Origin of the sequence: Sarcina sp. DSM 11001 (assembly GCF_900101015.1) — a bacterium.
Lineage (GTDB): Bacteria > Bacillota > Clostridia > Lachnospirales > Lachnospiraceae > CAG-791.
This window is the reverse complement of the sequence record NZ_FNFZ01000024.1, coordinates 1-23786: the sequence shown is the minus strand read 5'-3', so window position 1 is coordinate 23786 and position 23786 is coordinate 1. Positions and strand designations below refer to the sequence as shown.

Annotated in this window: 21 protein-coding genes and 1 pseudogene; 17 read left to right on the top strand and 5 right to left on the bottom strand. The window is 51.7% G+C overall.

Translation table 11 applies throughout. The features are described from left to right. Positions 1-138 precede the first annotated feature (138 nt). The 5 genes from BLT02_RS12595 (at position 139) to BLT02_RS12575 (ending at position 6020) form a co-directional block, all read left to right on the top strand. Positions 139-579: a MarR family winged helix-turn-helix transcriptional regulator gene (locus BLT02_RS12595; protein ID WP_092996084.1), complete on the top strand. Its 441-nt coding sequence runs from the start codon at positions 139-141 to the stop codon at positions 577-579. A 515-nt stretch (positions 580-1094) separates the two neighbouring features. Further along, positions 1095-2438 (top strand): GntP family permease, encoded by a 1344-nt coding sequence (locus BLT02_RS12590; protein WP_092996081.1) that lies wholly within the window; start codon positions 1095-1097, stop codon positions 2436-2438. 511 nt (positions 2439-2949) lie between these two features. Next, entirely contained in the window at positions 2950-3744 is a 795-nt protein-coding gene (locus BLT02_RS12585; RefSeq protein WP_092996078.1) for an enoyl-CoA hydratase-related protein, read from the top strand. Positions 3745-3933: 189 nt separating this feature from the next. Next, on the top strand, positions 3934-5493 hold the full coding sequence (locus BLT02_RS12580) for an acyl CoA:acetate/3-ketoacid CoA transferase (RefSeq protein ID WP_092996075.1): 1560 nt from the start codon (positions 3934-3936) through the stop codon (positions 5491-5493). Between the two features lie 179 nt (positions 5494-5672). Then, positions 5673-6020 (top strand): hypothetical protein, encoded by a 348-nt coding sequence (locus BLT02_RS12575; RefSeq protein ID WP_092996072.1) that lies wholly within the window; start codon positions 5673-5675, stop codon positions 6018-6020. 317 nt (positions 6021-6337) lie between these two features. Here the strand turns inward: BLT02_RS12575 and BLT02_RS12570 are convergent, their stop codons facing one another. After that, a complete protein-coding gene (locus tag BLT02_RS12570; RefSeq protein WP_139187605.1) occupies positions 6338-8326 on the bottom strand; it encodes a TPM domain-containing protein in 1989 nt (662 codons plus the stop codon). Between the two features lie 247 nt (positions 8327-8573). Continuing rightward, on the bottom strand, positions 8574-9812 hold the full coding sequence (locus BLT02_RS12565) for a TFIIB-type zinc ribbon-containing protein (RefSeq protein WP_092996066.1): 1239 nt from the start codon (positions 9810-9812) through the stop codon (positions 8574-8576). Positions 9813-10213: 401 nt separating this feature from the next. Here BLT02_RS12565 and BLT02_RS12560 point away from each other — a divergent pair, with 401 nt between their 5' ends. The 3 genes and pseudogenes from BLT02_RS12560 to BLT02_RS16885 all read left to right on the top strand — a co-directional run. Then, the gene (locus BLT02_RS12560; RefSeq protein WP_092996062.1) at positions 10214-11707 is read left to right on the top strand and encodes a glycoside hydrolase family 32 protein; all 1494 of its coding nucleotides are present in this window, start codon (positions 10214-10216) and stop codon (positions 11705-11707) included. Positions 11708-11773: 66 nt separating this feature from the next. After that, on the top strand, positions 11774-13510 hold the full coding sequence (locus tag BLT02_RS12555; RefSeq protein ID WP_092996059.1) for an ABC-ATPase domain-containing protein: 1737 nt from the start codon (positions 11774-11776) through the stop codon (positions 13508-13510). A 434-nt stretch (positions 13511-13944) separates the two neighbouring features. Further along, positions 13945-14100, top strand: a pseudogene (locus BLT02_RS16885) (type IV secretory system conjugative DNA transfer family protein); the annotation flags it as partial. A 21-nt stretch (positions 14101-14121) separates the two neighbouring features. Here the strand turns inward: BLT02_RS16885 and BLT02_RS12550 are convergent. Beyond that, positions 14122-15006: a LysR family transcriptional regulator gene (locus BLT02_RS12550; RefSeq protein WP_092996056.1), complete on the bottom strand. Its 885-nt coding sequence runs from the start codon at positions 15004-15006 to the stop codon at positions 14122-14124. A gap of 173 nt (positions 15007-15179) precedes the next feature. On the opposite strand from BLT02_RS12550, the gene BLT02_RS12545 reads away from it, so the two are divergent. Genes BLT02_RS12545 through BLT02_RS12530 form a run of 4 tightly spaced genes read left to right on the top strand, consistent with a single transcriptional unit; the run spans position 15180 to position 18465 of the window. Next, positions 15180-15401: a hypothetical protein gene (locus BLT02_RS12545; RefSeq protein ID WP_139187603.1), complete on the top strand. Its 222-nt coding sequence runs from the start codon at positions 15180-15182 to the stop codon at positions 15399-15401. 35 nt (positions 15402-15436) lie between these two features. After that, the gene (locus BLT02_RS12540; protein ID WP_092996185.1) at positions 15437-16450 is read left to right on the top strand and encodes an alpha/beta hydrolase; all 1014 of its coding nucleotides are present in this window, start codon (positions 15437-15439) and stop codon (positions 16448-16450) included. A 19-nt stretch (positions 16451-16469) separates the two neighbouring features. Beyond that, positions 16470-17927 carry an aldo/keto reductase gene (locus BLT02_RS17930; RefSeq protein WP_242869805.1) on the top strand — a complete coding sequence of 486 codons (1458 nt, stop codon included), beginning with the start codon at positions 16470-16472 and terminating at the stop codon, positions 17925-17927. A gap of 16 nt (positions 17928-17943) precedes the next feature. Then, the gene (locus BLT02_RS12530) at positions 17944-18465 is read left to right on the top strand and encodes a flavodoxin family protein (protein ID WP_092996051.1); all 522 of its coding nucleotides are present in this window, start codon (positions 17944-17946) and stop codon (positions 18463-18465) included. Positions 18466-18601: 136 nt separating this feature from the next. Here the strand turns inward: BLT02_RS12530 and BLT02_RS12525 are convergent, their stop codons facing one another. Together BLT02_RS12525 and BLT02_RS12520 are read right to left on the bottom strand one after the other, a co-directional pair. After that, positions 18602-18871 carry a Txe/YoeB family addiction module toxin gene (locus tag BLT02_RS12525; RefSeq protein ID WP_092996048.1) on the bottom strand — a complete coding sequence of 90 codons (270 nt, stop codon included), beginning with the start codon at positions 18869-18871 and terminating at the stop codon, positions 18602-18604. Next, a complete protein-coding gene (locus BLT02_RS12520; RefSeq protein WP_092996045.1) occupies positions 18864-19130 on the bottom strand; it encodes a type II toxin-antitoxin system RelB/DinJ family antitoxin in 267 nt (88 codons plus the stop codon). The genes BLT02_RS12525 and BLT02_RS12520 overlap by 8 nt, the downstream gene beginning before the upstream one ends. Before the next feature lie 510 nt (positions 19131-19640). Here BLT02_RS12520 and BLT02_RS18120 point away from each other — a divergent pair. The 5 genes from BLT02_RS18120 to BLT02_RS12490 all read left to right on the top strand — a co-directional run bounded on the left by BLT02_RS18120 (position 19641) and on the right by BLT02_RS12490 (position 23335). Continuing rightward, positions 19641-20240, top strand: a complete 600-nt coding sequence (locus BLT02_RS18120; protein WP_175453828.1) for a sugar O-acetyltransferase — start codon at positions 19641-19643, stop codon at positions 20238-20240. A 302-nt stretch (positions 20241-20542) separates the two neighbouring features. After that, positions 20543-21079: a hypothetical protein gene (locus BLT02_RS12505; protein WP_092996036.1), complete on the top strand. Its 537-nt coding sequence runs from the start codon at positions 20543-20545 to the stop codon at positions 21077-21079. 194 nt (positions 21080-21273) lie between these two features. Continuing rightward, positions 21274-22122 (top strand): N-acyl homoserine lactonase family protein, encoded by an 849-nt coding sequence (locus tag BLT02_RS12500; protein ID WP_092996033.1) that lies wholly within the window; start codon positions 21274-21276, stop codon positions 22120-22122. Between the two features lie 218 nt (positions 22123-22340). Continuing rightward, positions 22341-22562, top strand: coding sequence for a hypothetical protein (locus BLT02_RS12495; RefSeq protein WP_139187601.1), 222 nt, complete (start codon positions 22341-22343; stop codon positions 22560-22562). Continuing rightward, entirely contained in the window at positions 22559-23335 is a 777-nt protein-coding gene (locus BLT02_RS12490; RefSeq protein ID WP_092996027.1) for an SDR family NAD(P)-dependent oxidoreductase, read from the top strand. The genes BLT02_RS12495 and BLT02_RS12490 overlap by 4 nt, the downstream gene beginning before the upstream one ends. Positions 23336-23786 lie beyond the last annotated feature (451 nt).

Genomic DNA, 23786 nt, shown 5'->3' with positions numbered 1-23786 from the left:
ATCTGTATGCACAGGTTGTTCAGGCAGTACCGATCCCTGCCAGGAGGACTATTTTAAAGCGGGATCAGAAAAACCAGGCATAGGTCGATAAACAGGATACTTCAGTACAATACTTATTGGACGAGGAGGAACTATTCTATGAACAGTCTGAACAACTGCATCAACTACCTGTTAACGGGGGCTCAGCATACAGTTTTTCAGTATATGAAAAAAAATCTTGCCCAGTTTGACATTACTCCGATTCAATACGGGGTGCTCGGGTGCATCTGGGAATTTGATATGCACAATCCCAAAGATATAGCGGCTCATCTCGGCGTGGAAAATTCAACTATTTCCGGTATCCTGGAGCGCATGGAGAATAAAGGCCTCATCCGGCGCATGATCGACAGTACTGACAGGCGGTATATCTATATTGAGCTGACAGATGTATCCAGAGATCTTGAGATCCCGGTGAGGACGGTCGTGACGGAAGTGGACAGGAAGGTCCTTGAAATATTTGATGAAGAGGAGAAAGCTGCACTTAAGAATGCCCTGCGCAGACTTTATATGCAGTCGATTGAAGAGATTATTCAAATTTAATGTCCAAAACAAAAAAGGAAAAATCCGGCTCCGGCCGGATTTTTTTATGTGCATTATGAAAACCTGTCGGGACTGCCTTCGCGGTCTCAGCCACGATTTTTGGCAGAACAGTAGTTACGCCCAAAGAAAGGGGGGGATGAAATGAAAACTTCGAAAACCTGACGGAACACAAGCCTGGGAGAAGGTGAATTCTGCGAATTCATGGTTTTCCGGATGAATCATTTGACTTCAAACAAATCAAAGACACCGGTATCTCTTCGGGGGGGGTGAGGTGTGGGGTTCAAGATTGTGCAAACTGCACAATTTTGCATATTCCTTTTTGCTCTTTTCACGAATATAGCTGAAACTGCTTTGAAGGGCTTGTTCTTTTAAGGCTTTCGTGCTAGTATTATACCATAAGTTCAAAAGGCTTATATTTTTTTGCACAAATAGTTAGCGCACTAATTATTTGAGTTAAACATGTTTGGCCGCATCCCGCGGCTGGGGGGTTTCCCGAAAGGAGGAGTTTACTAAAAATGAATTTTGGAATCTTGGTTTTGGTTCTTGCCCTGGTGCTGTTCGGCGTCTTGGCATTCCTTCAGCTCAGTGCGCTGATCCTGGCGCCTCTGGTATCGATCTTCGTTATCGTCTGCAGTAAGTTCCCTGTGGAGCTGCTGCCGGAAGGCGTAGAGAAGATGACCATTCTGACAGGTCTGAAGCAGCTCTTCATGCCGGCAGCTTCAGCGTATGTCACGAGCTACTTCCTGGTATTCTTCGTAGGCGCTCTGTTCGGTGCTGTCTATCAGTTTACCGGTGCTGCGGAGTCCATTTCTAAATGGATCGCCGGCTTCAGCAAGGGCAAATATGCTGCACCCATCATCTTCGTCATCACCATGATCCTGACCTACGGCGGTGTTTCCGGATTCGTCGTATTCTTCGTTATCTATCCTATCGCTCTGAACCTGTTCAAGGAATCCAACCTGACCAGACGTCTGATCCCGGCCGCGATTTCCGCAGGCTGCTGGACCGTCTCCATGGTCGCTCCCGGTTCTCCTTCCATTCAGAACGTCATCGCGATGACAAACCTGAACACACCTTCCACAGCTGCTTTTGCACCTTCCATGGTCGCAGTTATCGTCGAGTTCATCCTCATCTTTGTATGGCTCGAGTGGAGGGCACGTTCCTTTACAGCTAAGGGTTACTACTTCGACGATCCCAGGCTGAAATTCCAGCTGGATCCCGAGGAGCTCGGCCAGGGCGGTCGTGAAGATCTTCCCCACTGGGGCATCGCTCTGACTCCCATCATTATCATCCTGGTTCTCTTCAACGGCTTCAAGGTTCCCGTCGAGGCTTCCGTTTTCGCAGGTGTTGCTTCCGCGACTATCCTGATGTGGAAGAAGGTTCCGGGCGGAATCAGGGAATGGCTGAAGGTCTTCAACAAGGGCGCAGCTGACTCTGGTGTCTCCATTCTGAACACCGCGATCGTCGTCGGTTTCGGCGGTATCGTCCAGAAGACTCAGGGCTTCCAGGATCTGGTAGCAGCTCTGAAGACATGGAACATCTCCCCGCTGGTATTCGTTATGCTGACCGTCGCAATCTGCGCAGGTGCATGCGGTTCCGCTTCCGGCGGTATGGGCGTCGCCTTCAACGCTCTGACTGATACTTATATCGAACTCGGTGCCAACCTTGAGCAGGTCCACCGTATCGCAGCTATCGCAGCCGGTACTCTGGATACTCTGCCTCACCAGGGCGCACAGATCACCCTGCTGGGCATCTGCAAGATGACTCACAAGGAAGCTTACTTCGATATCTTTGTAACACAGATCGCCATCCCCTTCATTGCCTGCTTCGTATTCATCGCCTGCTGCGGTTTCATGTAATTCCTACAGGCCCGGATATGAGAGTGTGGTCATAATCTGAGGATATGATCCTGACAGCTGTGCTGTCGTAACACAACTGTACACAAAATGCTTTATCAGTTTGTTTTATAAAAACATGTCTTTACGGCAGAAAGATCTGCCACCTGATCAGAACATGTTCCTCCCGCATCCTGCGGTATTTAAGGCGGGGCGCGGGAGGATGAAGAAACAGGCGGGGTATCGGGATTACTCCTGCCAGGCGCTAACTATAAACATGAACTGAATTGGGGCTGGTTCGGGGGTTCCTTTTAAGCAGGAAATTTTCTTGAGTAAACTAATCTTAAGAGAACTGTCCTTAAGAGAACTGTTCTTAAAGGTGGAAAGAAAACAATTTATCGGGTTCCGCTTGGATACCTCGTTTACTGAAATCTGAAAACGGTGTACAATAATGTGTGACGGCTGTCCTGAAATGGACAGCAGAACAATAGTAACCATTCATTTTATGGAGTCAAATCATCCAAAGGAGGAAAAAATGGCTTACGAATTCAAGAATTTACTGGTTGACATCGCTGATGGTATCGCAGTCGTGACGATCAATCGTCCGAAGTCCCTCAACGCTCTGAACAGCGAGACTCTGGCTGAGCTGGATGCCTGCTTCGCACAGATCGAGGCTGATCCTGAGGCAAAGGTTCTCATCCTGACCGGTTCCGGCAGCAAGTCCTTCGTCGCTGGCGCTGACATCTCTGAGATGGTCAACGGCACAGCTCCCGAAGGCCGCACCATGGGCCTCCTTGCCCGCGTTGCTTTCAAGCGCCTTGAGGATATGGAAAAGCCCACCATCGCTGCAGTTAACGGCTTCGCTCTGGGCGGCGGCTGCGAGATCTCCATGGCTTGCGACGTGACCCTGGCTTCCGACAATGCCAAGTTTGGTCAGCCTGAGGCTGGTCTGGGAATCATCCCCGGCTTCGGCGGCACACAGAGACTTCCCCGCCTGACCAACAAGAAGATCGCGAAAGAGCTCATCTTCGGCGCTGACATCATGATCTCCGCTGACGAAGCTATGCGTATCGGCCTTGTAAACCATGTCTATCCTCAGGATCAGCTCATGGATGAGGCTAAGAAGCTTGCCGGCCACTTCATGAAGAGCTCCCCTTACAGCATCGCAATCGCGAAGCAGGCTATCAACGTTGGTCTTGACACTGACCTCGACGCCGGCCTGAAGCTGGAAGCTAACCTGTTTGGTCTGACCTTCGCTACCTTCGACAAGAAGGAAGGCATGACTGCATTCCTTGAGAAGAAGAAAGAGAAACACTTCATCGGCAAGTAATTTCGTCTTGCTTATATCGTAGGAATACGGTAACCATACATTTCCCATTTAAAGGCCCGTGTCCTCCGGGATACGGGGCGATACTGCCGCAGGCGATCCTGCAGTCGCCTGCGGCAGTTTTTTTCGAAAAAATCATTGAATCATTTGAAAAAATGGAATATTTTTACTTTTCATATAAAGGAGTAAATCATGTCAGTTAAGCCTATTATCAGCGCAGCGGAAGCTGTTAAGTTTTTACAGGATGGAATGACATTCGTTACCACAGGCTTTGTTGCATGCCAGATGCCTGAGTCCACCAACAAGGCGATCGAGAAGAGCTTCCTTGAGACCGGCCATCCCCGTGATCTGACCCTGCTCTATGCAGCAGCACAGGGCAATCGCGACGGCAGCGGCGCAGACCACTTTGCACACGAAGGCCTGCTCAAGAGAGTCATCGGCGGCCACTACAACATGGTTCCCGAGCTCGGCAAGCTGATCTTCGACAACAAGCTGGAAGCCTATAACCTTCCTCAGGGAACGATTTCCCAGCTTTTCCGTGATATCGCCGGCCACAAGCTCGGCACCATCACTCATGTCGGCATGAACACCTTCTGCGATCCTCGTCTCCAGGGCGGCAAGCTCAATACAAAGACAACTGAGGATATCGTAGAGCTGGTCAATATCGCCGGCGAGGAGAGACTTCTTTACAAGGCTCAGAAGATCGATGTGGCCTTTATCCGCGGCACATACGCAGATGAACTGGGCAATGTCACATTTGACCACGAGGCTGCTCCCACTGAGTCCACTGCCATCGCGCAGGCTGCAAAGAACAGCGGCGGCAAAGTCGTTGTCCAGGTCGAGAAGGTCGTCCAGGCCGGCACGCTTGATCCCAAGCTTGTCAAGATCCCCGGCATCTATGTCGATGCGATCGTTCTCGCTGAGTCTGAAGAAGATATGGCACAGTGCCAGGGCACTCCCGGCTGGGATCCCAGCATGACCGGCGCGATCCGTCTTCCTCTGGATGCTCTCGCTGCTCCCAAGATGAGCGCGAAGAAGATCATGGGCCGCCGTGCAGCTCTCGAGCTCGAGGCGGACAAGGTCGTCAACCTCGGCATCGGCGCTCCTGAGTTTGTCTCCGCAGTCGCTAATGAAGAAGGCATCGGCGATTACATGACTCTGACCGTTGAGGCAGGTCCTGTCGGCGGCGTTCCGCAGGGCGGCAACAAGTTCGGCGGTTCCATCAACGTCGAGTGCGTTCTGGATCAGCCTTATCAGTTTGACTTCTACGATGGCGGCGGTGTTGACCTTGCTTTCCTCGGCCTGGCTGAGTGCGACAAGAACGGCAACATCAACGTCTCCAAGTTCGGTCCCCGTCTTGCAGGCTGCGGCGGCTTCATCAACATCACTCAGAACGCCAAGAAGGTCTTCTTCATCGGAACCTTCACAGCCGGCGGCCTGAAGGAGCACTGCGAGAACGGCAAGCTTATCATCGATCAGGAAGGCAAGCAGAAGAAGCTCATCGACACTGTCGAGCAGATCACCTTCTCCGGCGAGTACGCCAACAAGACCGGCCAGCCCGTTATGTACATCACCGAGCGCGCTGTGTTCAAACTTGAGAAGGACGGCGTCCACCTCGTTGAGATCGCTCCCGGCATCGACCTGCAGACCCAGGTCCTTGACCTCATGGAGTTTGCACCCATCATTCCTGAGGGCGGCCCGAAGCTTATGGACGAGCGTATCTTCCGCGATGAGCCCATGGGCCTGAAGTAATCCGGAATTTTGTCAATAATCTGATGATCTGGATCTTTTCAGGAATCAAAGCTGTATTCTGAGCTGAATATGCTATTATGTTACAGGGTTCTGCACAAGACCCGCGAGCGGGTGGGTCCTGATCTGCGGGGCCCTGTAGACAATAAACCTGCAGCCTGTTGTTTTCGGAGGTACTATAGATGACTACCATGAATCTCGCTGATACGATCATTATGTTTGTGGGTTTCTACTTTCTGATATCTACGGCGATGATGAAGGTTCACGGCAGAGTAAACCGTATGCTGATCAGCAAAAAGTACGACCCCCAGAAGGCCAGAGACCTTCCAGGATTTATTTCCTGCATGTACTTGCCCAATCTCGTGATCGGTTTTGTCACGATGGCTGTCGGCGCGGCTCACTTTGTTGTAGCCGACATCCTTGGAAAAGAAGACATCGGCATATATATCTATATGGCTTATGTCATCCTCTTTGTCATCTATGCCTTTGGGCTTGCGCGGGCTCAGAAAAAATATCTGTCCCCGTCCTGAGAACGATAAACAGGTCCGGGTCTGGTGAACTGCCGGGAGCTTGCACAAATGATCATTACTTATTGAACCGGAGGACACCTGTAGATCAGATCCGGAAGCTGCCTGTTGACAGGCAGACGGCAGAATGAAAACAAAATGAAAACCGGCACAGCAGAGTGATCTGTTGTGCCGGTTTTTTCAGTTAAAGAATTTTTCAGATAAAGCATTTTTCAGTTAATCCATCCAAACCCCACATGCCGATGCGGTACCGCCACAAACAGGCCATGAAACATGAAAGGTCGCCGCAGATTTGAACTTTCACACTTTTATCCATCCGGTTAAAAGTCGCGGCCCGAGCCGGAGTGGGAGCTTCCTGAGGAACCGGAGTAGCTGCTGTGGAAGGTGGAGGAGCCGCCTCCTGAGGAGTGGTCCCCACTGTCGGAGCTTTCTCTTTTAACGGGAGAGTAGACCTCGCTGACTCTGGAATCTAGGAGCCTGTTCGCGATATTGCGGATCCGGATGCTTTTTTGCACAATGTAGGAATTTGCGTTTTCCTTCGTCTGGGGAGTGGCCATGCGGGCTTTGGCTTTTCCCAGGGAGAAAGAGCCGAAGATCAGCCCCGCCAGCATTTCAAGGATGGTCGTAAATCTCCAGGAAGCCGATGACCGGGGAGCGCGGCCGGTGCGCAGCATGTGGCCGGTCTGGTCCAGCCACTGGCTGGCTCCCTCATAGTATTCTCCGCCGGAGATAAGACCGTCACAGCGGTTCTCCAGACGGTTTTTGTTGACTTCGGAAAGCTTTTTAAGCCCCTTTCCGGAAGCGTAAACATTGACGCCTCCCACATAGCCCGGCCGTTTGAAAATCGTGAGCTGGATCCCGTCATATTCATCGGAGAATCCGTAGCCATGGGACAGAAAGTACTTTCTGCTGTAGGTGTCGCGGTCGAGTACGCCCTGGCTGCGGGCAGTGTGGATGACTACGTCGACACCGTACTTGTCTGAGAGGTCCGCGGCTTTCTGTGTCAGCTTTTCAATCTCGCTGTCGGACAGGATCTTTGCGTCATCGACGACACGGGGGGCATCCGGATCATGGAACCTTTCAAAAGAGGCCTCGTCCATGACCGCCCATTCCTCAGAATAGGGTGACCCGGTCGTGTAGAGGCGGCGGATGTTTTCGATCCAGTCTTCCACACCGGTGCCGTAGTCGCCGGCCTTCATATAGTCGTAGAGCATGTCATCGATCTGGTTCGCGACTGTCTCATCGTAAAGTCCTCTGGTGACAGGACCCGTACAGCAGCACCACCAGCCGCGGTTGCCAGGTTCCATGCAGATCATCAGGCATACGCCCTCTCGGTCAGGACCGATCCCGTATCCATTGAAATCGTAAAAATCGGCCGCGTAGACAGAGCGGGAGAGTCCGTAGGTGGAGACATCCGCGAGGATCACAATGTCCTTCCCGAGGGAAGCTCTGATTTCTGCGAGACGGGCTTCCATCTGCTGTTCTTCTTCTCCGGAAAAGATATCTGCGATGTCGATCACACGGGGGGCCTTTTCGTCGTGATAAAAGGGAAAAGAGAGCGGATCCTTCGGATACCAGGCGGGAAGAGCCGGGTCCCCGTCTCCGACGCGGAGATCGTCATCGGGCTTCTCACCGTCCGGCAGCATCCGGTCACGGTCAGAGAGTGCAGTCTGATCCTGACTCCCTTCCTCCGGCCCGTTCTGCGTTTCTGTGGTCTCTTCTCCATAGGGATCGCTGTTATCGGGATCCTTATTATCGGAATCCTTATTATCGGAATCCTCGTTGGGACCCTCATAAGGATTCTCATCGAGTCCCGGATCGGTATCTGCTCCGGCTCCCTCTGCCTCCGTATAGCCATCCTCCGCCGGGACGAGGGCGCTGTCCCCTTCTTCCTGATCGGGCTGTGTGCTCCGAACTGCCGCGTCTGTCTGGAAATCATCCGCTGCCAGATCTTCGGAAGTGGAACCGGCTGCAGCTGAACCGTTCACGGCTGAAACAGCCGGGATCCCGCCTGCCCTGGCCTGATGCCCGGCAGCGGCTTCTGAGCCTGCCCCGCCGTCCTTCGTTTCAGCGGCGCAGACGGTTGCGGAAACAGACAGGAAAGAATCCGGCAAAAACGGTCCTTCCGGCAAGGCGGGGAATACACCGGGAAAAATCAGACAGCCGGTCAGAAGAAGGGAAATCAGGATGGATTTCCATTTCGTGCCTGTTTCGTTTCTATTATTATTCTTCATACCTGTATTCTTTATACCTGTATTCTTCATACCTGTCTTCTTTAAACCTGTATTTTTCATGCCTGTACTCTTCATATCTGCGATGGTGACCTCCTCTTCACAAATATGCATGATGAAAATACGCACTGGTCTGTGACTATATAGTGTGCCGTTTCAGCATACCAGTGTTAAAACCGGTCATTCGGATTCCGCTTGAGATGTTTAAAATGTTTTTATGTGCCTGTTATAAATGATTATCTGTTAAAAATGATTATCTATTATGAATGATTATTATGTACGATTATTATAAGTGCCTGTCATGAATGCCTGTTTTAAAGGATCGTCACATCCCGAGCAGGTATTTTCCGACAGAGTATGCCAGAAGGCCGCCGCTGACGAGAGCAAAACGCTTAAAGAAATACAAAAAGCTCACGCCGCTGTCAGTCGGCAGGTCACCCACGACCTTTCCAGTCTGTCCGTTGACTGCGAAGTGATAGTTCTTGCCGGCGTGGGAAATGTCAAACATATAGACCGGGAACAGGATGTATTTGGCGTCCAGCTGAGCATGGAGGCTGCTGTCGGTCGGAGTCACGGACCCGTAGCCCGCCCCCGCCTGAGCGGTCACGGCGGAGACTGTGCTGGTCTGCATCCGGTGCTTTGCCCTCGCGGAGATGTCTTCCTTTTTCTGGTCGAAACGGTCAGCGGTGAAGCCGGCGAGATAGCGCATGTCAAAAGGCTTTGTCTCCCGGGAGTCAAAGGGCTCGAGGGAGTCCATCAGGCGGTCCTCAATTCTGGTGCTGGCATCCACAGGGAGGTTCTCAAAATCCATTGCGGCTTCGCGCACCAGATGGTAGTAGTCGGTCTTTGTGATGATATAGTCCCCGCGGCGGGCAGATGAGGTCGTCTGCGCGTCAAACTCAAAGGTGCCTGAAACTCTGCCGTTAAAGACCCAGAAGGGGACGTAGACGCCGGTGACCCTGCCCATGGTGCTCTCACTGAAGAAGCGGCGGGGCAGGAGTTTTTTGTCTTTGTAGAAGTGGTTGACGGCGTCCGGGAGGTCCTTTGCCTGGATCCGGAAGGGAATCACGCCGTCCGGACGCAGCTTTCCGGAGACCTTGTCCGTCAGCACGATATTATTGCCGCAGTAGGGGCAGGTGAGCGCGACCTGCTCAGCAGGGGCGATGACCTCAGCCCCGCAGGAGACGCAGTTATACACGGGCAGATTTCCGGCATCCGGAACAGTGACCGAATCTGTGATATTTGCAAAATCAAAACCTTCAATACTGTCCGTACTGCTGTCTATATTATTGTCTGTATTGCCTGCGGACTGCCCCTGCCCCGGGCTGCTCTGACTGCCCTGGGGTGCACCGGCGCCGGTATCTGACTGTCCGGCATGTCCGCCCTGAGCAGGGCCGGCACCGGGCTTTCCGGAAGCGGCACCGGGCTTTTTCATCGGTTTTTGCCCCTCCGGCTTTACCTCTGTGGTCGTGCCGCAGTAATCGCACACCAGCTTTCCGGAAGCCGGGTCAAACCGCAGCGGCGCCCCGCATGCAGGGCATTTCTGTTCAGCGATCTGGCTCATATTGAATTCTCCTGATCTGTATAAAGTAAAAAACGAGCATGCATATGGTAAAAACAACATTCATGAAATATTGTAACCATTATACCATGAAGAGGACGGCATGTGCAGTTTTGATGGGGGAAAGAAGATGAGGAGAAGAGCGGGTGGTACAGTGCGGACCACCTCGAAATTCGAGGCCTTTTTTCGTGGTTTCCAATACAAAAACGACCTGAAAACAGGCTGAAAACAGGACCGGGTTCCTCTGTTTCACCTTCTGTCCGCACATGATATAATACTTAAGGAAACAGCTTCAAGAATAATGACATAAAAACAGATTCAGATGATTCGGGAAATGCCGCAGAAACCGTTTCAGGAAAGCCGCACAGGGCGTCTTGAATTGTTCTTCGAAGGGAGGAAAAGGGATGAGGGAATGGACGAAGGAAGAAAAATACCGTTATCTGAAGGATCCGCAGGAGCTGGAGGAACTGTATGGACGGATCTCGAAATCCGTCTATCGCCAGCATTTCCATATTCAGGCGGTGACCGGACTGATGAACGATCCAAACGGTTTTGTCTGGCATGACAACAGGTGGCATCTGTTCTACCAGTGGTGTCCCTGGGGCGCCGTGCACGGGCTCAAGCACTGGTACCACATCGTCTCCAAAGACCTGGTGACCTGGAATAATCTGGGCGTCTGCCTGCTTCCCGATCAGGAGGACGGCTATGACAACAAGGGTGTCTACTCCGGGTCGGCCATGCCCATAGGCGACAAGATCTATCTTTATTACACCGGTAACCACCGCGACCCCGACTGGACGCGCCACGCCTATACCTGCCTGGCCCGCCTGGGCAATGACGGCTGGCCGGAAAAATACCCTCTGCCCCTGTTCGGCGCCAATCCCGGCTACACGGAACATCAGCGAGATCCCAAGATCACCCGGGTCCCCGGACAGGACAAATATTTCATGATCATCGGGGCGCAGACTCTGGATAAACGCGGCTGTGTCCTGGTCTATTCCTCCGAGGACCTCCAGCACGGCTGGACCTTCGCGGGAGAGCTCAAGGTTCCCGGCTTCGAAGCCTTCGGGGATATGTGGGAGTGCCCTTCGATCGAGCACATCGGCGGGCATGATGTCCTGCTCCTGTGCCCTCAGCACCTGACCCTTCCCGGCCGCGGCGGAAGTCAGAACCACAATGGATACATTCTCGGAACCATGGACTGGGAGACCCTGACCTTCACGCCGGACGGCGCCTTCCATGTGCTCGACTTCGGCTTTGATTCCTATGCGGCGGCCTGCGCCAACAACCTGCAGGACGCTGACAAGGCGATCCTCATCGCCTGGATGGGGCTTCCTGACGTCTCTTATCCCACGGATGACGAGGACTGGGCGGGCTGCCTGACCCTCCCCAGGGAACTGACTGTCCGGGGCCGGCGCCTGATCCAGCAGCCTCTCCCCGAGCTCAAAAAGCTCCGCGATGAAAAGATCGACCTGACGGACCCCGGGGCCAGAAATGAAGCCGGATGCTTTTCCCTGCCCGCCGCGGCAGAGGTGGAGCTGGACTGCCGCAGGGGAGATGTGCGGATCGACATGTTCACGGATAAAAACGGGAGCGGAGGTCTTTCGATCATTTACGACGAAGAGAAAAAAGAGATCACCGTAGACCGCGGCGGAATGCACATCCTTTTCAACGAATCCGAGGGAGAGAGCCGGACCAGGCCTCTTGAAAACGGCCTTTCGCACCTGCGCATTTTTGTCGACAGCAGCTCGATCGAGATTTTCGTCAATGACGGCGACGCGGTCTTTACTTCGCGCATTTTCCCCGACCAGGAGGAACATTATTTCAAAGTTCAGGGAGATACCTTCAACCGTATGTGGACTCTGAAAAATGCGGTCAAGGATTCCTTCCTGATCTGAACCTGTGATCTGAACCTGTAATCTGAACCTGTAAACCCCCCAGATAATATTGTGACAGGAAAAAACATGAAGAATCAGTCAGAACTGCGGGCGCTCCTGCGGTCGATCGACCACAGGGGCTATCCCGCTTACAAAGGACTTCGCGGATCCTATGACTTCGGGGATTATCTGCTGCACATTGATCATGTCCAGGGAGACCCTTTTGCGGCGCCCTCCGCCGTGAGCGTCAGTGTGTCAGCTGCCAGGGCGGCCTTTCCGCCTGCTTATCTGTCCCCGGCCCACAGAAAGACAGCCCTGGAGGACTTTCTGGTGCGTCTTTTTGGGAAAGAAACAGAAAAATACAGCAAAAAGGCACGCGGATCCGGCAAGAGCGGCCTCATCAGTGTCAGCCGGCCCGGGCAGGAGGTGATCCCGCGCAGTGCCTGCAGTATTGACAGTGCGGGAAATGTGACTTTCCGGATGGAGATCGGGTTCCCGGCGAACGGGAGGACGATTAATGCCGGAGAAATGGATAAGATCCTGTTCGATTTTCTCCCATCCTGCGTACGGAATGCCCTGTTTAACCGGAGCGTTGACCGGAAAGCCCTGAAGGCCGCTGTCGACCTGGCAGATGACCAGGATTATATCCGGAAGGAACTGGATAAAAGAGGTCTCTGTGCTTTTGTGGCGGATAAGGCTGTGCTTCCCCGCGCGAGTGGAGTCAGCGATCTGCCTATGAAGGGCGCGGTTCCCTTTTCCTCACCGGAAAGCATGCGGACAGAGATGGACCTGCCCCACGCTGGCAGGATCAGCGGAATGGGAATCCGCCGCGGGATCACGCTGATCGCGGGCGGGGGCTATCACGGGAAATCCACCCTCCTCCATGCCCTGGAGAGGGGCGTCTATAACCACATTGCCGGTGACGGCCGTGAATATGTCATCACGGACAGGTCCGCGATGAAGATCCGGGCGGAGGACGGCAGGAGCATCGCCTGCGACGATATCAGCCTGTTTATTTCAAACCTCCCCGGTGGAAAGGACACAGTGCGTTTTTCTTCGGAAAACGCCAGCGGCAGCACCTCCCAGGCTGCCTCTGTCGTGGAGGCTGCGGAGGCGGGAGCCCGGCTGCTGCTCATTGATGAGGACACCAGCGCGACCAATTTCATGGTGAGAGATTCCCTTATGCAGAGGGTGATTGCGCCTGACAAGGAACCCATCACACCCTTTATCGACAGGGCCCGTCTCCTTTTCGAGAAACACGGGATCTCCACGATCCTCGCGCTCGGTTCCAGCGGCGCGTGGTTCATCCCGGCGGACTGCATCCTCCAGATGGATGAGTACCGTCCGGTCGACATAACACAGAGGGCAAAGGAAGCCGCGCAGGAGGAGATGGCGGGATCACTGCGCGGGCGGGGCACTCCGGATCTCACGGATGCCGGGCCGTCTTTACCGTCTTCAAACCTTTCCCCGCGCCGCGTGCCGCTCCCCGACCGGACATTTGCGGCAGACAGGATCAAGACCAGGACCCTGGGCAGGGACGGTTTTTCCATAGACCGAAGCACCGTGGATCTCCGATATGTAGAACAGATCGTTGACCCGGAGCAGAGCGCGGCCCTCGCCCAGTGCCTGCTGTATGCGGGGCGGCATCTCATGGACGGGAAAAGGACGGTGAGGGAGATCGCTGACATCCTGGAGGATCTGATGAGTGAAAAAGGGCCCGGAGCCGCCGCGGAAGGAAGCTATACAAGAACAGGACTGGCACTGCCCCGGCGGGAGGAGATCTGTGCCATGCTCAGCCGCTTCCGGGGGCTTAGGATACGGTGAAAAACGTTTCACCCCGGTTTTCTGCAGCAATGTTTTCTGCAGCAATGTTTCTGCAACAAAGTTTCTGCGGTAATGTTTCTGCAGTAATGTTTCTGCAGTAATGTTTCTGCAACAATGTTTCTGCGGCATGCAGCCATGTGATGCTTTGCGACAAAGAAAAACAATGAAGAAAAAAACCACATAACTACGCGGATTTTTGGGCTTCAACGTCATTTTGAAAGCAGTTTGAGAACAAATTTGACAACAAATACGGTCCGATAAGGGCAGATTTGCTGCCATCAGATCCAATCAGATGTTTCGCAAGGACACTTTCTAAGAAATTAGAAGGTGTCCTTTTTATGTTGTGGTGAGGTTTTATTTGAAGTCAGGAGAAGTTGTTATAGCGAAGAAGCGAGGGTGCTTCTTCAGTCTTATGTGGGCGTGCAGTAGATGTCATCTTCATTGGCGGATCTGGTTCCGGAAAAACAAGGGGGTACGTCAAGCCAAATTTGATGCAGTGCGAAAGTTCATCTTATCCGGTTTCATTCGTAGTAACTGATCCAAAAGGTACAGTCCCTGATGAGTCGGGCACCCTTCTGGTAAGGCCCGGTGGATATGACGGATAGTACCTGTTATTCAGCGCTCACGAAGGATTCTCTTAGCTGCTGCAGAAAACGCTCCGCGATCGGTGTAAAGGCCTGATAGCGGTTCCAGGCAATATAGAGCATGGTCTCAAGCGCCGGTTCCAAAGGGCGGAATACAAGTCCGCTTTCTTTGGAAGTATCGATCAGATCCCGGAATGTCAGCAGATATCCGAGACCTTCCCGCACGAAGATGGATCCATTGTAGGAAAGCCGGAAAGATCCCTCCAGCCTCATTTTCGAAAAAAAACTCCCTGCCCACTTTTTTATGTCTCCGTTCCAGGCCTGCTCAGAGCAGAACAGAGGCAGCCCTTTCAGGTCTTCCATGCGGATCACATCCTTTTCTGACAGCGGGTTCCCTTCCGGGATCACCAGCCCCCATACATCCTTTTCGGGAAATGCCAGATACTCATATTTCCGGCTGTCCGGAAGCTCCGCCAACACCAGGAAATCCAAAAGTCCCTTATCCAGCTTGTCCGCAATCTGCTCGGTATCGCCGCTGGTGATGTGGTAATGCAGGTTTGGGTAACGGGTCTTAAAATCCCTGATCACACGGGCCAGATAACGGATCTGATAAGACTCCGCAAGGCCCAGATACAGTTCTCCACCGTTAATGTCATCGAGGGAAATAAATTCCTGCTCTATTTTATCTGCCATGCTGATGAGGTCCTCCGCCCGGTTCCGGAGCAGTACTCCTTCCTCTGTCAGCCGGATGCTGAAACTATGACGGATAAACAGCTTTTTTCCAAGCTCACCCTCCAGGGATTTCAATGCCTTGGAAAGAGTCGGCTGTGTGACGTGCAGGATCTCAGCCGCTCTGGTCATGTTTTCCTCTCTGGCGACCGCAAGAAAATAACGCAAAGTCCGGATCTCCATCAGAAATGCTCCTTTCCCTGTGTTTATATCAAGACATTCCTAAATAGAATATCATGATATGAATTATAACTATTAGCACGTTGCTTTACAAGCTGTTAAGATAGCCTTGCCGGCAGGGAATAAAAGTATCCGGCAGTGTGTTAAAAACAGATTTCAGAAAGGATCCTGCAGGTATGGATACAAAGGAACAGCTGATACAGGGGCTCTCGGATGCGGGCTGCAGTATGGGGGCGGCGGAGCAGATTGGAAGCCTTTACGAAACCGGCAACTACCGGGAAATGCTGCACCAGATGAAGGTACAGCGCTGCAAGCTCATGGAGCAGATGCATGAGAGCCAGAGAAAAGTAGACCACATGGATTTCCTGATCCGGAATCAGGAAAAAAAGATGAAGTAAAAATTGAAATGAAGAAAGCGAGGACAAGGATCATGATGAAGATGGAAGAGCTCACACTGACGCAGGACTGGGACAAGACCTTCCCGAAGAGCGGCAAGGTAGATCACTGCAAAGTGACGTTTGTGAACCGCTACGGCATTACCCTGGCGGCGGATATGTATGTGCCGAAAAATGCGGAGGGAAAGCTCCAGCAAACGAAGCTTGCTGCCATCGCAGTCTGCGGACCCTTCGGCGCTGTCAAGGAACAGTGCAGCGGACTTTATGCGCAGACCATGGCAGAGAGAGGATTCCTCACGGTCGCCTTTGATCCTTCCTTCACCGGTGAGAGCGGCGGCAATGTCCGTTACATGGCTTCTCCCGACATCAACACCGAAGACTTTATGGCAGCGGTCGATTTCCTGTCCCTTTGTGACAAGGTCGATCCGGAGCGCATAGGCATTATCGGAATCTGCGGCTGGGGTGGTATGGCCCTCAACACAGCAGCACTGGACACACGCATTAAAGCAACGGTTGCTTCTACCATGTACGACATGACCCGCGTCAATGCCAAGGGCTACTTTGACAGTGAAGACAGCGAGGAAGCCCGTTACCAGAAGAGAGCGGCCATGTGCGCCCAGAGACTCGCAGATCTTAAGGAAGGGAAATACGCCCTTGGCGGCGGTGTTATTGATCCGCTTCCGGAGGATGCTCCGTATTTTGTAAAGGACTACTATGATTATTACAAGACAGAACGCGGCTATCATGCACGGTCTCTCAACTCCAACGGCGGCTGGAATGTCATCGGCTGCGAGTCCTTCATAAACCAGCCGATCCTGAAATACACCAATGAGATCCGCTCCGCAGTGCTTGTGATGCACGGAGATGCGGCACACTCCTGTTACTTCGGAAAGGATGCATATGCAGATATGGTAAGAGACAGTAAGTATACGGACAATAAAGAACTTCTGATCATTCCGGGTGCTTCTCACACCGATCTCTATGACGGCGGCGGAAAGGATGCGATCCCCTTTGATAAGCTGGAGAGCTTCTTTACGGAATATCTGAAATAAGAAGGATACAAGGCAGACCATGAACAGGAAAAAGATTATATCCGTTATTCTGACACTCATACTGCTCCTGGTCTGCGTTTCCGCCTGTCAGGCGGCGAATCCTTCCCGGACTGGGGGAAAGGAATCCGATATAGAGCAGGATGTTCCGGAGACCAGGGAAGAGGAAAACAGCAAAAGCTCAGCGGAAATCCATCAGTCGGATCCGGAAACAGCTCCGGCAAAAGATTCTTCCGGACAGATGACCAACTCAGAACATATCACGGATGAAGAAACTATGATCTACGCACACATCGGGAACAGCATCCTTACGATCAGACCGGAAAGCAATTCGTCGGCAGAGGCATTTATGGAGCTGCTGCAGGACGGAGATATCACGATTGACATGCACGATTACGGCGGATTTGAGAAAGTCGGTCCGCTGGGAACGGAGCTTCCGACGAATGATGAGCGCATCACGACGGAGCCGGGAGATGTGATCCTTTATCAGGGAAACCAGATCACGATCTACTATGATAAGAATACCTGGAGTTTCACCCGCCTCGGCAAAGTACAGGGGATGTCTCCGGAGGAGATCCGCGCCACGATGGGTAACGGAGATCCGACAGTGATCTTCTCCCTGAAGGAAGGCACGGGATCCGTGAAACCTGTCGGAGGATTTGACTTTGAGAATCATACGGTCCTTCTGAACAGCGGCTATGCTATGCCGATCATGGGACTCGGCACATATGCACTGCATCACGATACTTGCGTGAATTCGGTGAAAACGCTGCTCAAAAACGGCGGCAGGCTCATCGATACGGCCTATATGTATCACAATGAGGAGGCCGTCGGGGAGGGCGTCCGCCAGGCCATGGAGGAGTACGGCATTCCCCGGGAAGAAATCTTCGTGATCACAAAGATATATCCAAGTCAGTTTATTGATCCGGAAGCTGCAATTGATACGGCGCTGGAAAAGCTGGATATCGGCTACATCGACATGATGCTACTCCACCATCCCGGAACGGACGATGTGAAAGCCTATAAAGCGATGGAGACCTATGTGGAGCAGGGAAAGATCCGGTCCCTGGGCCTTTCCAACTGGTATGTGGATGAACTGACGGAGTTTCTTCCACAGGTCACGATCATGCCGGCTCTGGTGCAGAACGAGATCCATCCGTATTATCAGGAGCAGGATGTTGTCCCGTTTATCCAGGAAAAGGGCATCGTGGTCCAGTGCTGGTACCCCTTAGGGGGCCGGGGCCATACGGCGGAGCTTCTTGGCGATGAGACGATTAGGTCCATCGCGGAAGCCCACGGTGTATCATCTGCCCAGGTGATCCTCCGGTGGGATCTGCAGCGGGGCATCGTGGTGATTCCCGGCTCTTCCGATCCTGAGCACATCAAAGAAAATCTCGATCTGTTCGGCTTTGAATTGACGGATGAGGAAATGGCGGCGATCAGTTTTTTGGATCGGGGCGAGAAACACGACTGGTATTGACAAGGAGAAACACGAAATGAATATACTCGTTTTAAACGGCAGTCCCCGCCCTCAGGGCAATACCGTAAAAATGGTTGCTGCGTTCCGGGAGAGTGCTGAAAAAGCCGGACATATAGTAAATATCGTGAATGTGTGCCGGAAGAACATCAAAGGATGTCTCGCCTGTGAATACTGCCACGGAAAAGGCCAAGGGCAATGTGTCCAGAAGGATGACATGCAGGAAGTATACGGATATCTGCGGGATACAGACATGCTTATCCTGGCTTCTCCCATTTATTATCATGGAATCAGCGGTCAGCTTAAGTGTACGATCGACCGTTTCTATTCCGCGCTGTATCCGACAGCGCCTGTGTCACTCACAAAGACAGCCATGTTTTTAAGTTCCGGAGATCCGGAAATGTATGAAGGTGCGAAGTTTTCCTATGAGGGAGATTTTCTGGGTTACCTCGGCCTTGAGAATATGGGGATGTTCACCTGCGCGGGAGACGTGAAAGAGTCAGTTCTGGAAGAAATCAGAAAAATGGCAGCCAGCCTATGAAATAAGTATCAAAAGGAAAATAGAATACGATAATACAATATATGTTTTATCAGGGCTTGCAATTTTAGCAAGCCCTTTTTTTGAGCAAATGCAAAAAAGTCCTTGACAAGCGGTTACTGGCAACAGCCCCAAACGATTATTTGTCATCATAGTGGCCACGGCATGCTGCGATATAGATCCGGTCGCCTTCGATGTGATAGACCAGACGGTCTTTCTCATTGATTCTTCGGCTGAATTCACCCTGCAGGCTGCCTTTTAATGCTTCTGGCTCACCGATGCCGTCAAGCGGCCCATTGCGTTCGATGTCTTTGATGAGCAGGTTGATGCGTTTGATTGTCTTCTTATCCTGCGTCTGCCAGTACAGGTAGTCATCCCATGCATCATCCGACCAGATTTTTTCACTCATCGCCGACCTCGATCAGTTCATGGACGGTACCTTTACCGGCTTTCAATTCCGCTACAGATTTCATGATGTATGCCTGATTGGAAGCACTGTAGAAAGGATCTTCCTGTTTGATGTCAAACGGGATACGCCGCTCACGAAGAACCGCTTTTACATATATATTAATGGCGGCAGACGTAGTGAGTCCAACGGAATTGCAGAAGGAATCGAAAGCGCTTTTATCCGATTCATCCACACGGGCTGTTAATGTTGCAAGTGCCATACGATCACTCCTTTCATTATGATTTGTCTTGAGTGTAACACTAAACGAATACAAAAGCAAGCTATAGTGTGCAAAATGAGAATCGGAAGATTGAATGAAAATCAACTGCCCGGTTGGCTGTTACAGGAATATGTGTAGGGGAAAATGAAAAGAAAAGGAAAAAGCAGGGAGTCGAGTAGAAGGCGGCCGCTCGATGATTGGATAAAAAAACTATTGAATCCCTAAGCCGGTTCAAAAACCTTTGCCAGTGAACGACAGATCAAGATCGCACCGGATACCATTGACAAATACATCGGCTTTTTCATGGAAGCATTTCTGATCCGGAAAGCCGAACGGTACGATGTAAAGGGAAGGAAGTACATCAAGACGCCCGTAAAATACTATTACTCCGATCCGGGACTGCGGACAGAGCCTGCACATCGATTCCGCATATCATCAACGCTGCATGGCTGGATCCACTGCCGGATTTCAGCAAGGGAAAATCTATTGGCATTCAGGAAGGAGGTTAATATGTTCGAGAAATCTAACTACGAAAAAATGCTGGAAGAAGAAGAGTATTATCCGGATCAGGAACTCACGGAAATGGCTTATATGTGCAGTAAGGGACTCATTTTAATAAACTCAAAACCGCCCCGTGATCCCGAAAGAGACCGATTCCTCAAATCCTTTTTTAAAAATATGGGCGAGCGAGTGACGATCAAAAGCAATTTTGCCTGTGACTATGGCCGTCATATTTCGATTGGAGACGGGACGATAATAAATTGCAATGTGACCATCCTGGATACGAATTATGTGACACTTGGCAAAGATGTTTTTATCGCTCCCGGTGTTGTGATCAGTGCGGCGACGCACCCTCTGGACGCTGAGCGCAGAGTGACAAGACATTTTCAGAGTCACCCGATCGTAATCAGGGACAGAGTCTGGATTGGCGCAAATGCCACAATCCTTACCGGCGTGACGATTGGTGAAAACGCAGTGGTTGCAGCGGGGTCTGTCGTGACGGAAGATGTCCCTGCAAACTGTCTTGTCGGCGGCGTACCGGCAAAGGTCATCAAGGAGATTCCGGCGGATGGGCACGAAGGAGACAGAGGGGCTGCAGCTTTATGCTGACTATGATGACAGGACGATCACGCTGCACATTTTTCATGGACTTTCGGACTTTCGCGGGATCTGTGCATTCCTGAAAACACTGTTCCCGGAACGGCCATTAAGGACTGGGGACATCACAGGTTTGATGAGTTTCCCCTGACGGATATTCATCATATGCACGAAAGTCTGTAATTCACAGAAGACTTTCATTGGAAAAGTTTCCGCTTACGTCGCACTGGTCTGAATGTGCTATGATTTTATCGAGGGCATTTCAGTAAATGCAGGGTGAGGATAAATAGAACAACGAAAGCAGATCAGTCAGAATGGATTCCAGAAGCGCAATCAAGGTACAGTTTATGAAGGAGTATGCCGGGAAAGATTTTCAGGCCATCACAGTGAAGGCACTTTGTGCCTCCACGCCGGTTGCCCGTACGACATTTTATTCTTATTTCAACAATACGGATGAGGTCAGATGTGAAATCGAGGATGGACTGATCCGGGGCCTCATTGCCGTTTCAGAGAAGGTATCGGGCGGGGACATGGCTGACATGGACTTTACAGTATTTATGGATGAGACGGAGCAGTATATCCGGGATAACTGGTCTGATATTTACCTCTTCCTGGTAAGGCAGCCCAACCACCGATTTATCCGCAAGTGGAAGGACGCGATCATCGCGAACTTCTTCCGGCGCTATCCGGGGATGAAGTATTCCAGAAACCGTGATCCGATTGCGGAGATTCTTGCCTCATCTATGATCAGTGCCTATACCTATTGGATGGAGCATCCGGAAGCTGTGCGTCCCAAGGAAATCAAGCCCCTTATCATGAAGGTGCTGGATTCCCTGACGACATCCGCGTAAAACCAGATACAAATCCGGACGCAAAACCAGACGCAAAACCGAACGCAAAACCAGACACAAAACCGGGCACAAAACCGTACACAAAACCGGACACTATTCCGTTTTGTGTAGTGTTCCTAAGTTCAGAACCCTCCTATGATGAAAGAAACGGCAGAAAGGAAGCCGGTCGATTTTCACATAAGGAGGGCTTTTTCATGGCTGACATCAAAATTCATGTATTTCACACCGGCGAGGTGTGCGTGGCGCCGGATCTTCCCTTTGGAGGGGACAAAAGCAATGCCATCAAGGCTTCCGGTATATTCGGGAAGAAAGAGGACAGGCTGTGGCTTCCGGTCTCTGCCTATCTTATTGAGCATCCAAAGGGACGTTTTCTGGTAGATACCGGCTGGGCAAGGGAAATGAGTCCGGACGGGGAATTTGATAAGAGGGCACAGGTCAAGTCTCTTGGCAGCGTCATCCTCTATGAAGTGAATCAGGGCCGGATCGGCCTGGGAGAGTGCATTGACGAACAGCTCCTAAAGCTTGGCATCAGGGATTCCGACCTGGATGCAGTACTTCTTACCCATCTGGACTGCGACCATGCCAACGGCTTGAAGCAGGTGAAGGGCGCAAAGAAGTTCATGGTCGCTGCAGACGAGTTAAAGTTTGCCTCAAAAGCAACCAACCGGGTCCGCTATTACAAGGGCTGGTGGGAGGATATCCCGCTCACAGCCTTTGACTGGAACGATACCCAGGGACCTGTGGGCAAGTCCTACGACCTTCTGGGAGACGGATCCATCGAACTGATCAATATCCCCGGTCATGCGGACGGTCTGTACGCGGTCAAGATCAGGAACGAGGATGGCAAGTTTGTCCTGCTCTTCTCCGACGGCGGTTATGCCAGAAAGAGCTGGGAGGAGCAGATTACTTCAGGTATTGCGGCGGACAAGAAGCTGCAGAAACAGTCCCTTGCCTGGATCCGTGAACAGAGCCTGGATCCGGACTGCATAGAATCCCTGGCCAATCACGATCCGGATATAGCGCCGCATGTGATCGAGCTGTAAGAGAACATCATAAACAAGGAACGGCAGCAGATGAGAGAATTTTTAATCCCGATTCATATCAGAGAAGAGGAAGAGCTGTATTCTGCCTTTGACCCATCAGGTCTGACACTGAGCAGCAGCCTGACGGACGTTTCCGTGAATCCTATGACAGATTGCTCCGGAAATTGCAGGACCGGAACAAACGGGATATGTTAAAGTGCAATATCCGGGCAGCACGTATGATGATTATTGGGATTCTCTTTATCCTGGTCGGGCTTGTATCTGCGTCACAGATCAGGGAGATCCCGACAGTGGTCATTTCTACTATCGGATCTTTTTCCGTATGGGAAGCTTCTGCGGAGTGTATCGAGGTCCTGCCTTCCCTCTTAAAAAAGGACCGGATTCTGAGGCGGATGGCTGATGCCAGGATTATGTATACGAGGAGTGATATTGATAAATGAAAAGACAGCACACAGCCTTGATCACGGGAGCATCCGGCGGGCTGGGCCTTGAGTTTGCCCGGATCTGCGCATCAAAGAAATATGATCTGGTCCTGGTGGCAAGGAATGAAGGAAAACTGTATGCCATCAAGAATGAGCTGGAGTCTGAATTCGGCGTGAAGGTTCATGTCTGTGCAGCAGATCTTTCCGTGAAGGACGCGGCATTGGATGTTTTCGATTATACTCTGGAGCATAAGCTCCCGGTCGATATCCTGATTAACAATGCGGGATTCGGGGACTCCGGAAGCTTTGCGGATAGGGACTGGCAGAAACAGTACGAGATGATCCAGGTCAACATTGTAGCCTTGATGCAGCTGACGCATTGTTTCCTGAAACCCATGATGAGACAGGGGTACGGAAAGATCCTGAACCTGTCATCAGTTGCCGCCTTCTCTGCTGGGCCGGACATGTCCGTGTATTATGCCTCCAAGGCATTTGTCCGCAGCTTTTCGGAAGCGGTCGCCGAAGAAGTAAAAGGAAGCGGAGTGACCGTCACAGCCATCTGTCCCGGTCCTACTGCCACCGGGTTTGAGAAAGCGGCTTCTATGAAAGGCGGATCCGTTATGTTCCGAAAAGCGGCCAGCGCGGCTGCTGTGGCGGGAGAAGGCATCCGGGCCATGGAAAAGGGAAAAGTCCTTCATTACCAGGGAACATTCACTAAGCTGATGGGATTCGGTGCCAGGATCGCCCCCAGATCGGTTACCAGGAAGTTTGCAAGACAAATGAACCACTGACAGCAGCACAATTCAAGACCCGTTCGCGAGGGACGCTCCGACACACCTTTCGTGTGTAGGAGCGTTCTTTCTGTGTGCTGGGCATCTTATACACGTGCGATATAAAGCTTATGCCTGGGAGTCAGCTGAGACCATATGACAGCATCGAGGGGACGCAAGTTCCCGAAGCTTTCCTATAAGGTTGTCAGAGAGAATTCTGCCGAGATTTACAGAGAGTTTGGCTTTAAGCACCTGTCTGAAGCGACTCAGTATTACGTAGGTTTATGGTACCTGGTACCAAGGTGGTCAAAATAAGATTTTTGGCACACTTTCTATACATAGTGCACAAATTTAAGTAGTGGATTTGTGTATTTTGTCAATTGACATACCCTTAACAAAAATGCGGCGCCCCTGTTAGAAATCACATTTCAAGTTTCTAACAGGAGGTGCTTTTTTATGGATCAACTCTCAC

What these genes read in the sequence shown, in the direction of transcription:
- BLT02_RS12595 (WP_092996084.1), top strand. Translation starts at nt 139, where the DNA reads ATGAACAGTCTGAACAACTGCATCAACTACCTGTTAACGGGGGCTCAG.
- BLT02_RS12590 (WP_092996081.1), top strand. Translation starts at nt 1,095, where the DNA reads ATGAATTTTGGAATCTTGGTTTTGGTTCTTGCCCTGGTGCTGTTCGGC.
- BLT02_RS12585 (WP_092996078.1), top strand. Translation starts at nt 2,950, where the DNA reads ATGGCTTACGAATTCAAGAATTTACTGGTTGACATCGCTGATGGTATC.
- BLT02_RS12580 (WP_092996075.1), top strand. Translation starts at nt 3,934, where the DNA reads ATGTCAGTTAAGCCTATTATCAGCGCAGCGGAAGCTGTTAAGTTTTTA.
- BLT02_RS12575 (WP_092996072.1), top strand. Translation starts at nt 5,673, where the DNA reads ATGACTACCATGAATCTCGCTGATACGATCATTATGTTTGTGGGTTTC.
- BLT02_RS12570 (WP_139187605.1), bottom strand. Translation starts at nt 8,326, where the DNA reads ATGAAGAGTACAGGCATGAAAAATACAGGTTTAAAGAAGACAGGTATG.
- BLT02_RS12565 (WP_092996066.1), bottom strand. Translation starts at nt 9,812, where the DNA reads ATGAGCCAGATCGCTGAACAGAAATGCCCTGCATGCGGGGCGCCGCTG.
- BLT02_RS12560 (WP_092996062.1), top strand. Translation starts at nt 10,214, where the DNA reads ATGAGGGAATGGACGAAGGAAGAAAAATACCGTTATCTGAAGGATCCG.
- BLT02_RS12555 (WP_092996059.1), top strand. Translation starts at nt 11,774, where the DNA reads ATGAAGAATCAGTCAGAACTGCGGGCGCTCCTGCGGTCGATCGACCAC.
- BLT02_RS12550 (WP_092996056.1), bottom strand. Translation starts at nt 15,006, where the DNA reads ATGGAGATCCGGACTTTGCGTTATTTTCTTGCGGTCGCCAGAGAGGAA.
- BLT02_RS12545 (WP_139187603.1), top strand. Translation starts at nt 15,180, where the DNA reads ATGGATACAAAGGAACAGCTGATACAGGGGCTCTCGGATGCGGGCTGC.
- BLT02_RS12540 (WP_092996185.1), top strand. Translation starts at nt 15,437, where the DNA reads ATGAAGATGGAAGAGCTCACACTGACGCAGGACTGGGACAAGACCTTC.
- BLT02_RS17930 (WP_242869805.1), top strand. Translation starts at nt 16,470, where the DNA reads ATGAACAGGAAAAAGATTATATCCGTTATTCTGACACTCATACTGCTC.
- BLT02_RS12530 (WP_092996051.1), top strand. Translation starts at nt 17,944, where the DNA reads ATGAATATACTCGTTTTAAACGGCAGTCCCCGCCCTCAGGGCAATACC.
- BLT02_RS12525 (WP_092996048.1), bottom strand. Translation starts at nt 18,871, where the DNA reads ATGAGTGAAAAAATCTGGTCGGATGATGCATGGGATGACTACCTGTAC.
- BLT02_RS12520 (WP_092996045.1), bottom strand. Translation starts at nt 19,130, where the DNA reads ATGGCACTTGCAACATTAACAGCCCGTGTGGATGAATCGGATAAAAGC.
- BLT02_RS18120 (WP_175453828.1), top strand. Translation starts at nt 19,641, where the DNA reads ATGTTCGAGAAATCTAACTACGAAAAAATGCTGGAAGAAGAAGAGTAT.
- BLT02_RS12505 (WP_092996036.1), top strand. Translation starts at nt 20,543, where the DNA reads ATGGATTCCAGAAGCGCAATCAAGGTACAGTTTATGAAGGAGTATGCC.
- BLT02_RS12500 (WP_092996033.1), top strand. Translation starts at nt 21,274, where the DNA reads ATGGCTGACATCAAAATTCATGTATTTCACACCGGCGAGGTGTGCGTG.
- BLT02_RS12495 (WP_139187601.1), top strand. Translation starts at nt 22,341, where the DNA reads ATGATGATTATTGGGATTCTCTTTATCCTGGTCGGGCTTGTATCTGCG.
- BLT02_RS12490 (WP_092996027.1), top strand. Translation starts at nt 22,559, where the DNA reads ATGAAAAGACAGCACACAGCCTTGATCACGGGAGCATCCGGCGGGCTG.